This is a genomic window from Nocardiopsis listeri (assembly GCF_020741345.1).
In the GTDB taxonomy this organism is placed as follows: domain Bacteria; phylum Actinomycetota; class Actinomycetes; order Streptosporangiales; family Streptosporangiaceae; genus Nocardiopsis; species Nocardiopsis listeri_A.
The window spans coordinates 1-11635 of the sequence record NZ_DYZD01000081.1 but is presented as its reverse complement, the minus strand read 5'-3'; the positions used below and the strand labels follow the sequence as shown (position 1 = coordinate 11635).

The window sequence follows — 11635 nt, the reverse complement described above, 5'->3', positions numbered from 1 at the left end:
TAGAGGTGACCAACGGACCTCCTTTGACGGCGATGGTCCCGAAGCACACCGGCCTCGGCCGGGTAGGTACTCGCGGGGCATGGCCTAGAATCCCCCTCGTTCCCGAGGGCGAAGACGGTGAGGAGAGGCGTATGAGCGATTTCGCCGGGCTCTCCCCCACCGAGGTGATCGCCGCGTGGATCCCGCACGACGCCAGGTTCCGCGCGAGCGCGGTCCGGCACGCCCGAAGCGACTCCGGGGGTCGTCGACTGCACGCGTACGTGGACGGGCTGGTCAACCGGGGCAACGACGCCGGTCGTCCACTCGACGAGGACGCCCTGCGGACCATGGCCGCCGTCCGTGAGGACCTGGAACGGCGTTCCCTGGCCTCGGTGGACTGGCGGGCGGTGCGCGAACGCCTGATCGAGGGTCTGGGCTGAGGGCGGAGCCGGGCGAGGCGTTCCCCGGTTCGATCGAGGTCTCATCGCAGCTCCTCCTCCCTGAACAGCGCGCGCAGGTAGACGATGGTCACGCCCAGGAGCAGCAGTGTGAGCATGACGGCGATGGCCGAGCCCATCCCGAAGTCGTTCTGGCCGAAGGACTTCACGTAGGACCACACGCCCAGGTTGAGCATCTCGGAACCGCCTACGTCACCGCCGGGCATCAGGTAGATCTGCGCGAAGACCTTGAAGTCCCAGATGGTGGACAGAACCGTCACCACCGCGAATACCGGACGCAGCGTCGGGAACGTGACGTGCCAGAAGCGCTTCCACGCGCCGGCGCCGTCGATGCGGGCCGCCTCGTACAGCTCCTTGGGCACGGTGAGCAGCCCCGCCAGCACGGTCACCGCCACGAACGGGAAACCGCTGTGCACGATGTTGAGGGTGACGATGGCGTAGAACCAGAGCCGGTCGGCGAACCAGTTGTAGCCGCCTGGGTCGACAACGCCCATTCCCATGAGCGTCTGGGCGACCACACCCTGGTCGACGTCGAAGATCCAGATCCACACGTAGGTGCCGCTGACCGCGGGCATGGCCCAGGCCACCATGATGCAGGAGACCACGATGATCCGCGGGAGGGGCTTGAGCGTGGACAGCAGAAGGGCGACCAGCGTGCCCAGAACGACCGTGGTCACCACCGCGATCACGGCGAACGTCAGTGTGTTGACCAGTACGGTCTGCCACAGGTAGGGGTCGGTCAGCAGCGTGACGTAGTTGGACAGTCCGATGAAGTCGGACTCCCCCGAGACCAGGTTGCGCAGCTTGAAGTCCCGGAAGGACAGCCACACGATCCGTCCGATGGGCAGGAGCAGCAGGACCCCGATGACACCCAGCGGCGGTACCAGTAGGACCCACGGCAGGAGGGCGCGCCGCCCCCTCATGCTCAGGAGCGGCGCGCGCTTCGACCGCCGTAGGGTCGACGTGGGTCTCAATTGCCCTCGTTGAGGATGTTCTCGATGGTCTCGGCGGCGGTGTCGGTCGCCTCCTCGACGCCGGCGTTACCGTTCAGGATGTCCTGCTGCATCTTGACGATCACGCCCTCGGCCTCGACCTGCGACCAGGCGGGGACGGCCGGGGTGCTCTTGCCGGCCTCCAGCAGCTGGGTCGCGAACGGCTGCACGAGCGGGTCCTCGGACTCGGCGTAACCCTCGATCTCCTCGACGCCGGCGGGGAAGAAGCCGCTCTCCTCGCCCCAACGCTCGAAGTACTCGCCGTTGGTGAGGAGGTCGACGTACTGCCAGGCGGCCTCTTCGTTGCCGGTGCCCTCGAACACCGACAGCAGCGACCCGCCTGCGAAGGACTCGGTGTACCCCTCCTCCTGGCCGGGCAGCACGAAGACGCCGAGCTTGTCCTCCAGGTCCGGGTTGTTCTCGATGATGGCCTTGGGGTTGGAGCTGTTGGAGATCGCCATGATGGCCTGATCGTCGGAGAGCGCCTCCATGACGTCGATCTCGTTCCAGTTGACCGCGCCCGTGGTGGACAGGTCGTCCTCCAGGGCCAGGTCGGTGAAGAACTCGACCCCGGCCCGGCCTTCCGGCGAGTTGATGGTGGAGGTCCAGGTGCCGTCGGCCTCCTCCACGGCGACCTCGCCGCCACCGCCCCAGATCCACGGCATGACCGAGTACTGGGCGTCGCCGGGCACCGGGAAGGCGATCATGTCCTCTTCGGCCTCGGCGAGGTCGAGCGCGGTGTCGCGCATCTCCTCCCAGTCGGCCGGCTCCTCGTGGCCGTGCTCGTCGAAGATGTCCTTGCGGTAGATGATCGATCGGATCGACGCGTACCAGGGCACCCCGTAGGCGGCGTCGTCGACGACGCCCATCTCGTACATCTCCTGTTGGAAACGGGAGGGGTCGTCGATGTAGCCGGACAGGTCGTGCAGGACTCCGGCGTCGGCGTACTCCGGTGTGAAGGTGGTGCCCAACTCCACGACGTCGGGCAGGGTGCCACCGGCGATGGCGGTGGAGATCTTGTCCTGAGCGTCCTGCCAGGGCACGAACTCGACCTCGACGCCGATCCCGTTCTCCTCTTCGAAGGCCGTACCGACCTCGTCGAAGAAGGAAGTGGCGTCCGGGTTGGTGCCCTCCATGATCCACACCTGGAGGGTGTCGGTGTCACCTCCACCGCCACCGTCACCGCCGCCGCAGGCCGTGGCCGCGAGCACCAAGGCGAGTGAGGCCGCGGGGAGGGGAAGGTACTGGTGTACTCGTCTGCGTGCCATCGGCTCGCCTCCCGCTTTCTTTCGAGGGTCCCCTGAGGGTTGGTAGGAAACCTACGTAATTAAGGCCGACTTGTGAAGTAAACCACTGCCACTTGTGTCTGAGCTGTTAGGGAGTGCCCTGGAGCAGACCCCTCACTCGCTCAGACCGGTGACCTGACGCAGGGTGGAGACCAGTTCCGCGCGCTTGTAGACGGCGAGGCCGATGGCGGCGCCGAACGCGGCGAGCATATGGACGTAGACCATGGGATCGCCCCTGGTGAAGCGTTCGGCGGCCTCCTCCTCACCCACCGAGTGCGCCTCCCAAGCGGTGGAGACCGCGAACTCCAGTTCCGGGGGGAGCATCTCGGCGACGGTGCGGGCCACCGCCTCACGGGAGTCGGCGGGCTTCCAGACCACACCGGTGGTCTGCACCCGGCGGCTGAGGAACGCCGCGATCACCTTGAGCTCGGACAGGACGGCGTCGGAGTCGTCGGCGGCCCGGGGGATCACACGGTCCAGTTCCTCACGGTTGTGGTCCACGTACGCGCCGATCAGCGCGATCGCGGTCTCCTTGACGTGGTCCGGCAGGTCGGGGCCGGATCCGGAGTCGGAATCGGGTTCGGAGGAGTGGTCGTCGGAGGACACTGCGGATCCCTTCACGGCTGCTGGTATCTGGACGCTGACCATGATGCCGTCTGCACGTACCCGCGCGGGGCGGATGGCGGGTCGGGGGTGTCCGCGCGCCGCGAACACCCCCGGCCCCCCTTCGGGCCCTATCTCAAAAGTCGGGTCGTAGCGGCATGTGGGAGGCGGTGCCGTCCTGTTTGACGCCCAGGATCTGGTGGAGTTGCACGACGTCGCGCTCGAACCCGAGGACGCAACCGGCCATGTACAGGCGCCAGACCCTGGCGGTGCCCACGCCGACCTCCCGAACGGCCTCGTCCCAGTTGCGCTCCAGGTTCTCGCCCCAGTGGCGCAGGGTCAGGGCGTAGTGTTCGCGCAGGTTCTCCTGGTGACGGATCTCGAACCCGCTGTCGTTCATGGCGGTCTGGATCCGGCCGGGGCCCTCCAGCTCACCGTCGGGGAACACGTAGCGGTTGATCACGCCCTTGGTGTTCATCGGCGGCAGGTCGTTGCGCGGCCGGGTGATGCAGTGGTTGAGCAACCGTCCGCCCGGCACGAGCTTGTCGTTGAGCGAGGCGAAGTAGGCGTCCAGGTTCCTCGACCCGATGTGCTCGGTCAGCCCGATGGAGCTGATCCGGTCGAAGCTGCCGTCGGGCACGTCCCGGTAGTCCATGTGGCGGATCTCGGCGAGCCCGGTCAGGCCCTCCTGAGCGATCTTCTTGGCACCCCACTCGGCCTGTTCCTTGGACAGGGTCACGCCGATCGCCCGGACCCCGTGCTCGCGGGCGGCGTGGCGGACCATGCCGCCCCACCCACAGCCCACGTCGAGGAGTTCCATGCCCTTCTCCAGGCCGAGCTTGCGGGCCACCAGGTCGTACTTGCGGAACTGGGCGCTCTCCAACGCCCCGTCGAACGCGCCCACCCGGTCCAGGCCGCCGTCCTCGTCGTCGAAGACCGCGCAGGTGTAGGTCATCGACGGGCCCAGGACCAGCTCGTAGAACTCGTTGGAGACGTCGTAGTGGTGGTGGATGACCTCGGCGTCGCGCTCCTTGGAATGGCGCAACCCACGCCCGAGCAGGGTCCTGCGACGCATCTCCTGGGGCGGTGGGGCGACCCGGTTGACGAACTTGACCCAGCCGACGGAGCGGACGATCTCGACGAGGTCGCGGGCGGACACGTTGACGCCCTCGGCGAAGGCGAAGTCCGCCATCCGTCTGAGCGCGGTGTACATGTCACCTTCGAGTTCGAGGTGACCGGAGACGTAGGCGCGGGTCAGGCCGACGGCGTTGGGTGACTGCGCGAGGTGGTTGACGGCGACCGGAGTGCGCACGTGCAACGTCACGTCGCTGTTCGGATCGCCCGCGGAACTTCCGTCGTAGGCGGTGAACCGGATCGGTGCGTTCGGTCCCACGACACGCTCGAAGATCTCTGCAAGTCGCATCCTGCGTCCTTCCTCCTCACGGATGCGGCCCGACCAGCGGGTCGCGTCCCGATGGTGGTGTCCAGTTGCTCAGCGATTGCGTACGCACTTGGCGTACAGGTCCAACAGCCGACCCCGTGGGTCGTAGGTGTCCTTGAGGTCGCGGTAGGCGGAGCCGTTGTACAGGGCCCAGAACTCTTCTTCGGTGTAGAACGCGTCCGAGTAAAGGGACTTGTGCCCGCCGAGCCGCGCGACCTCCTCCTCCACCCGGCGGTTGTGGTGGGCGCGCCGCTGGCCCGGCTTCATGTCGACCAGCCCCCAGAACCCGAAGTTCACGTAGAGGCGGTCGTTCTCCAGCGGGTAGAGCGGCCACACGTGCTCGCCGTCGGGTGTGTGCGGGCGTCGCGGCTCGCGCAGGCGGAGCGGGCACATCCACACCGGGTTCATACCGACCTCGGCGTGGAAGAAGTCCAGGAACTCGGCGCCGCGTTCGACGCCCACCTCGATGTCCTGGATGAGCGGTTCCTGTGGCCGACGTCCCCGGTAGTGGTTGAGCAGTCGGGAGAAGTCGCTGCGCCGGTCCCAGGCGACCAGCCTGCGGTAGACGTCGGAACGTTTGAGGGAACGCGGCCACAGCGGCCGCACCAACGGGTTCTGGGTGCCGAAGGCGCGGGAGCACCAGAACCAGTCGGTGTCCCAGCGCCACAGGTAGTCGTGGATGGTGAGGTGGTCGCCGGGCCCGTCGCCCGCGTAGCGCGGGATGGACCGGTAGTAGATGTCGTTGCCCGTGTAGTCACTGGTCCAGGGGGCCTGGTCGGTGAAGCGGGCCAGGGTCAGGTACAGCTCGTCGGGGCCGAAGGCCACCCCGTCCACGAAGTCGACCCGGTCCCCGTCGTGCTCGGCCGCCGCACTGATCCGGGCCAGGGCGTCCATCGCCTCGGCCGCGTCGGAGAACCTCAGATGGCGCAGGTGCACGTACGGGGAGACCGGTTCGAGTTCGATGCGCAGCCGCAGGCTGTACCCGAGGGTCCCGTAGGAGTTGGGGAAGCCGTGGAACAGGTCGCTGTGGGCGTTGTCGCGGGTGGCGGTCACCAGCTCCCCGGAGCCGGTGAGGATCTCCATCTCCTGGACGGACTCGTGTGGGAGCCCGTTGCGGAACGAGGACGACTCGATGCCCAGCCCGGTGACGGCCCCGCCCAGGGTGATGGTGCGCAACTGCGGCACCACCAGGGGCATGAGTCCGTGCGGCAGGGTGGCCGCGACGAGTTCCTCGTAGGTGGTCATGGCTCCGACGTCGGCCAGCCGTTCGACGGGGTCGATGGAGATGACCCCGGAGAACGCGGACACGTCGAGGGCAGGAGCGGAGGAGGGTTCCCGGAAGCGGAAGAGGTTGGAGGTGGGTTTGGCCAGGCGGACCGGGGCGTCGGCGGGCAAGGCCCGATAGTCCCTGCTCAGCTTCTGGGCCGCCGCGACGTGTTCGGCCGGGCCCATGCCGGGGTCGGCGTGGCCGAAGGTCCTGCGCTGCGGAGTCGTACCGGACTGTTCACGGTTCATACCGGCTCTCTCCTGACGGTTCACGAGGCTCAGCGTGGGTCGGCCAGGCCCGGTCCGTGTGGTGTGCCGGACAGGCCGACCACTCTGTTCTATCCACCGGTAACGGTTCTGTGCCACCCCATTTCGGTACGTGTCCTACCCACTCTCGGCCGCTTTCGGTCAGGTTCGAAGAACCCCCCGGAGACACCCCCGGACACCCGGTGTGATGTCGTGGTCACCGGAGGGGCCGCATAGGATTCGGATCCGTGCGCATCGCTCTCGTTGACTCAGGCATCGGCATGCTCTCCACCGCGGCCGCTCTGCACGCGGCCCGCCCCGACGCCGACCTGTACCTGTCCATGGACCCGGACCACATGCCCTGGGGACGCCGTACCCCGGATCAGGTGATCCGGCGCGCTTTGGCCGGTGCGGACGCCGCCGCCCGCGCCGCGACCAAGGACGGTGGCGACCTGGACGCCGTCGTGGTGCCGTGCAACACCGCCTCCGTGCACGGGCTGGGCGCACTGCGCGCCGAGTACGAGCCGCGTATCCCGGTGATCGGCACGGTGCCGGCGATCAAACCCGCCGCGGTGGCGGGCACCCCCATCGCGGTGTGGTCCACCGAGGTCACCACCCGCAGCGCCTACCAACACGGTCTCGTGGAGAACTTCGCCAAGGGCGTGGACGTGACCCCGGTCGCCTGTGTCGGGCTGGCCGAGGCCGTGGAGTCGGCGGACTCCGGCCGGATCGCCGAAGCGGTGGAGTACGCGGCGGAGCTGACCCCTCCACAGGTGCGCGGGGTGGTGCTGGGATGCACCCACTATGACCTGGTGGACGCGCGGATCTTCGAGGCGCTGGGGCACCGCGCCGAACTGTTCACCGCGGCCGAGGCGGTGGCCGCCCAGACTCTGCGCCGGATCGGCGCGGCCGAGCGCCCGGCCGGGGCTCCGGGCCGGGTCCGGGTGCTGGCCAGTGGGCGACCGGCCCCGCTGCCCGCGGCGGCGCTGACCTATCCGGCGGGCAGGGCACTGGCGGACGGGGCCCCCGCCGACCGCTGATCCTCGGTCGGAAGGGGTCGACTCGACGGGTTCGAGGGCAGGGCCCGGCTCGTTCAGCGGGGTTCGTATCCGCCCGCGGCCTGGGCCATGCGACGCTCCCCCTCGGTCACCCGGTAGGCCCCCTCCAACAAGGTGGGGTCGGAGCCGGGTACGGGGGCGCCCGGATCCGAGGGCGCACCATGGCTCACCGGCTCACTCCGTGTCACGGGGGCGTTCTGGTTCACCGGAACACTCTGGGGACCGGTCGGCACACGCCGAGGTCCACTCTCGGTGTCGGGCGCCCGGTGCGCGCCTCGTACCGGTGCCGACGGAACCGGTCGCACCGGGGCGGGACCCACGGACGCCGCCGTCCGCGTGGTCGACGGCACACGCCCGCCCTGGCCCGACAGGGCGCCGGCGGCCAGGGTGCGGACCAGGTCGCGCACCCCGCCGGTGTCGTTGTCGTGCAGCAGGGTCTCCAGCAACGACAGTGCCGCGCGCTGGTCACCGGGCCGTTCGCGCACGTGCCGCCACTGCGGTTCGGTGGCCGCGTCGGAGAGCATGAGTGTGCGCCCCACCTGACCCAGCGCACTCAACAGTGCGGAGTCGTGCGGCAGCGCGGCCAACGCCACGTTGACCTGTTCGGCCTGCTCCTCGGGGTTGACGTCCTCCGCGGGCTGGGCTCGCAGGAACTCCAGGATGTTCGGAGCCGGGGCCAGCGGCCGGACCGGGTTCATCCCGCGCACCATCGCGCGCGCCTCCGCCAGGTCACCGGCGATCTCCTCGGCGGCACCGAGTTCACCGATGAGACGTTCGGCGCGCAGCGCCGAGCACTCGGCGACCCAGTGGGCGCCCCGTCCCCCGGCAAGGCGGGTGGCGGTCAGCGCCATTTCCGCGCCGCGACGCGGCGCTCCCACCCGTTCGAAGTAACGTGACCAGGTGGTCACCCGCACCCCCAGACGCCAGTCGTTGCGCACGCTCCCCTGACAGACCAGGTTCTCCACGGCCTCGGCCCAGGCCGGGCGCAGGTTCGGGCAGGCCTCGGCCTCGTCGACGGTGGGCAGCAGCGCGATGGCCTTGCGTGCGTCGCAAAGACCCAGGCGTGCCAGCCAGGACAGCAGCCTGGCGCGCTCGAACCGGATGGAGCGCAGCAGCGCGGGGCGGCGCGGATTGGCCGCGCCGCGTTCCTCCCCCAGTTCGAGTTCGGCCTCCAAGCGGTCCAGGGCGTCCAAGGCGTCGGTGTGCTTGTCCTGGTGCCGCAACGCCCTGACCAGAGCGAACACCCCCTCGGCGCCGAGCAGGGCCGGCCCGGTGGCGGTGTGCTCGTAGCGACGCAGCTCCGCCTCGGCGCGGTCGGCCTGTTCCTCGTCGATGAGCAGGTGCACCCGGGCCAGGGTGAACGCCGGCCAGGCCGGGGTGTCCTCCCAACCGGAGAGGCTGCGGGAGGAGAGCAGGTCGCGTCGGATCTGCGTGGTCCCCCTGGAATCGATGTTGGCGTGACAGCGCACCAGCGAGGCCAGCGCGGAGACCGGCATCGGTCCGTGTTCGCGTGGTCCGGGTTCGTCCTCGACGACGGCCCGGGCCTGGTCGAGGGCGCGACGCCCCTCCCCGAGCGCCCCCACCCGCACCGCCAACGGCCAGTGCGCCAGGAAGAACAACGTGGGTGGTCCGAACACCCCCGGTACGGCGGCCTCCCGGTTCCCCGCCTCGGCGACCAGACGTCTTGCGACGCGCATCGCCGAACGGGCCGAGGCCTCCACCTTGACGGCGTCTCCCGCCTCGGTGAGCTGCGGCAATCGGATCACCGCCTCGGCCAGATCATCCTGTCCCGCGGCGCGTAGTCGGCGTGCTGTCTCCCCCGCCCAAGTCCACATCGGCATGTCTCTTCTCCCCCTGACTGAGCCGTGTGCCAACAGAACGTAGCAGCGTGGTGACCGAGCTGTCCGGAAAACGCGTGAAACCGGTGCAGCTTGGGCACTCCCGAGCCGATTCGTTCGTTGTTCCGGTGGTTAGAATCGCTGCCGAGCCGGCGCGAGACGCAGGAACGCAGACATGCACTGAGGGGACATGGCGCCGATGGGATGGCGAGACCGCTTCGGACTTCGCAAGGCAAATCGCAAGGGAAAGACCCGGTTCGACCGGACCTCCGAGGACTCGGACATCAAGGCGTTGGTCGAGTTCGCCAAGAGCAGGGTCGGGGTGGAGTTCTTCGTCGAACCCGAGACCTTCGCGACCCGGACCACCGCGGTCGCCGTCGCCACCGACGGTGAGTGGATCCGGCGTCGCTGCGGCTCCCCCGACGTGATCCGCAAGGTCGCCAAGAGACTGGCCACCCCCGCCTACGACGTACAGATCGTCGGCTATCCCCAGCGGATGCGGGACTGGACCGCGCGCAACAAGGACCGACCGTCCCTGGACGACTGAGCCCTCGCGGGCGGGCCGGCCGAACGTGAATCCGGACACTCCGAAGTCCGTCTGAGCCCGCACGAAACCCGTCGTCCGGTCATTTTGGGCATTGATGACGACTCCTTGCCGCGACTTCCTCTCCGAACGGGTTCCCTAACGACCTCCATTCGTCGCATACTCACCTGGGAGGGGGGACTCTGATGAAGCAGGATCTCACTGCCTTGTGTTGCGAATGCGGCATGGTTCGAGATGTGAGCGAGTACCGGAGCGTCGGGGAGGCCCAGTCCGCCTACGGACTGGCCCGCTGCGTGGTCTGGCGCAAGTGCCGTTCGTGCGGTTACCGCACCTACCACGCCTATCTGCGTCCCGACGAGGACCGCGACGAACTGGAGGACGCCCTACGGCTCGACGGGGCCCTGGCCGCCGAGGCCCTCGACGAGGAGGTCGAGCAGCTCCGATTGTGCGGGGTGGAGATCGGGCACGCCACGGTCCCGGCCATCTGGGACGGTCAGTCCGTGGGCATGGTGACCCAACGCCTCACCGACCACGCCTACTCGATCGTCCTCGACCCGGAGGCCTCAGTGGTCTCCCGGCTCAAGCTCATCGACATGATGTGGAACGAACTCCTGGTCGGCGAACACGACGACCGCTGGCACATCCACGAGCCACAGGACGACTCCCCCGGTTACGCGGTCCGGTTGTTCGGTTACCGCACGCGCGGCTGAACGGATCGTGAAGGTGATGGCCGGGCACCGAAGGTGCCCGGCCTCCTTCATGTCCGGCTCCCCGAAGGTCTCAGGCGGCTGGCTCGGTCTCGGCGGCGTCGGCCTTCTCCGCCAGCCGGCGCAGCGCGGCCCGGGCCACCTCCGGGTCGGCGGTGCCCCAGTACGGTGGCAGGGACGAGCGCAGGAACCCGCCGTAGCCCGCCGTGGCCAGACGCGGGTCCAGCACGGCGATCACCCCCCGGTCGGCGGTGGAACGCAACAGTCGACCGGTTCCCTGGGCCAACAGCAACGCGGCGTGGGTGGCCGACACCGCCAGGAACCCGTTGCCGCCGTGCGCGGAGATGGCGCGCTGCCGGGCCGAGGCCAGTGGGTCGTCGGGGCGGGGGAACGGGATCCGGTCCACGATGACCAACTGCAGCGCGGGTCCGGGAACGTCGACGCCCTGCCAGAGCGACAGGGTGCCGAACAGGCAGGAGCGTTCGTCCTCACTGAAGCGGCGTACCAACTGCCCGGTGGAGTCCTCGCCCTGGCAAAGGATGGTCTGGTCCAGGCGTTCGCGGAGTTCGTCGGTGGCCTGTTGGGCGGCGCGCATGGACGAGAACAGACCCAGGGCACGCCCGTCGGAGGCCTCGATGAGTCCGGCGATCTCGTCCAGATACTCCTTGGAGAGCCCGTCGCGTCCGGGTTTGGGCAGGTGGCGGGCGACGTAGAGGATGCCGCTGCGGGCGTGCTCGAAGGGCGAGCCGACGTCGAGCGCGCGCCAGCGTGGCTCGCCGGCGGCACGGTGGGGCCCGTCACCACCGGAGTCCTCCGCCTTGCCGCTCTGGTCCGCGGCGCCCGGTTCGACGCCCTCGGACTCCTCGCCGTCGTCGTCCTCGGTCTCGGTGTCCAGGCCGGTGCGGGGGACGGGGTCCACAGGTGGGACCGGGGCCGGGGTTCGTCCGGCCGCGAGGTCGTCGGCTTCCTGTTCCACCTCGCGCCCCAGTCCCCACTGGCGGGCCAGGGCGGTGAAGTCGCCGCCCAGGGTGAGAGTGGCGGAGGTGAGCACGACGGTGCGGTCGCCGAAGAGTTTCTCTCGCAGCAGTCCGCCCACCCCGAGTGGGGCGACACTGAGCGACGGCGGTTTGGAGGGCGCCTTGTTGAGCCAGACCACCTCGGTGCGGTCGCGCAGCGCCGGCTCATAGGACTCCAGGATCCGCTCCGCCGCCTCGCGC

Annotated in this window: 11 protein-coding genes; 4 read left to right on the top strand and 7 right to left on the bottom strand. The window is 69.1% G+C overall.

Annotated features, from left to right (window positions below):
* The first annotated feature begins 131 nt into the window (after window positions 1–131).
* Window positions 132–419, top strand: a complete 288-nt coding sequence (locus tag K8V84_RS05425; RefSeq protein ID WP_304071217.1) for a hypothetical protein — start codon at window positions 132–134, stop codon at window positions 417–419.
* Between the two features lie 41 nt (window positions 420–460).
* Here K8V84_RS05425 and K8V84_RS05420 read toward each other — a convergent pair whose 3' ends face one another.
* The 5 genes from K8V84_RS05420 to K8V84_RS05400 all read right to left on the bottom strand — a co-directional run bounded on the left by K8V84_RS05420 (window position 461) and on the right by K8V84_RS05400 (window position 6211).
* Entirely contained in the window at window positions 461–1360 is a 900-nt protein-coding gene (locus tag K8V84_RS05420; RefSeq protein WP_304071215.1) for a sugar ABC transporter permease, read from the bottom strand.
* A gap of 47 nt (window positions 1361–1407) precedes the next feature.
* Window positions 1408–2697, bottom strand: a complete 1290-nt coding sequence (locus K8V84_RS05415) for a sugar ABC transporter substrate-binding protein (RefSeq protein ID WP_304071212.1) — start codon at window positions 2695–2697, stop codon at window positions 1408–1410.
* A gap of 132 nt (window positions 2698–2829) precedes the next feature.
* Window positions 2830–3321, bottom strand: a complete 492-nt coding sequence (locus K8V84_RS05410) for a hypothetical protein (RefSeq protein WP_304071209.1) — start codon at window positions 3319–3321, stop codon at window positions 2830–2832.
* 133 nt (window positions 3322–3454) lie between these two features.
* Window positions 3455–4741, bottom strand: coding sequence for a cyclopropane-fatty-acyl-phospholipid synthase family protein (locus K8V84_RS05405; RefSeq protein ID WP_304071205.1), 1287 nt, complete (start codon window positions 4739–4741; stop codon window positions 3455–3457).
* Between the two features lie 69 nt (window positions 4742–4810).
* Window positions 4811–6211 carry an FAD-binding oxidoreductase gene (locus K8V84_RS05400; RefSeq protein WP_304071220.1) on the bottom strand — a complete coding sequence of 467 codons (1401 nt, stop codon included), beginning with the start codon at window positions 6209–6211 and terminating at the stop codon, window positions 4811–4813.
* Window positions 6212–6519: 308 nt separating this feature from the next.
* Between K8V84_RS05400 and K8V84_RS05395 the strand changes: the two genes are divergently transcribed.
* Complete coding sequence (locus K8V84_RS05395; RefSeq protein ID WP_304071202.1) at window positions 6520–7311, top strand: glutamate racemase; 792 nt, start codon at window positions 6520–6522, stop codon at window positions 7309–7311.
* Window positions 7312–7364: 53 nt separating this feature from the next.
* On the opposite strand, the gene K8V84_RS05390 is transcribed toward K8V84_RS05395, so the two are convergent.
* Window positions 7365–9170, bottom strand: coding sequence for a hypothetical protein (locus K8V84_RS05390; protein ID WP_304071200.1), 1806 nt, complete (start codon window positions 9168–9170; stop codon window positions 7365–7367).
* Between the two features lie 196 nt (window positions 9171–9366).
* On the opposite strand from K8V84_RS05390, the gene K8V84_RS05385 reads away from it, so the two are divergent.
* Window positions 9367–9714, top strand: coding sequence for a hypothetical protein (locus tag K8V84_RS05385; RefSeq protein ID WP_304071197.1), 348 nt, complete (start codon window positions 9367–9369; stop codon window positions 9712–9714).
* Window positions 9715–9896: 182 nt separating this feature from the next.
* Window positions 9897–10421 (top strand): DUF6315 family protein, encoded by a 525-nt coding sequence (locus K8V84_RS05380; RefSeq protein WP_304071194.1) that lies wholly within the window; start codon window positions 9897–9899, stop codon window positions 10419–10421.
* Between the two features lie 70 nt (window positions 10422–10491).
* Here K8V84_RS05380 and K8V84_RS05375 read toward each other — a convergent pair.
* Window positions 10492–11635: ATP-dependent DNA helicase (locus tag K8V84_RS05375; RefSeq protein ID WP_304071191.1), on the bottom strand; the 1144-nt coding region annotated here is incomplete at its 5' end.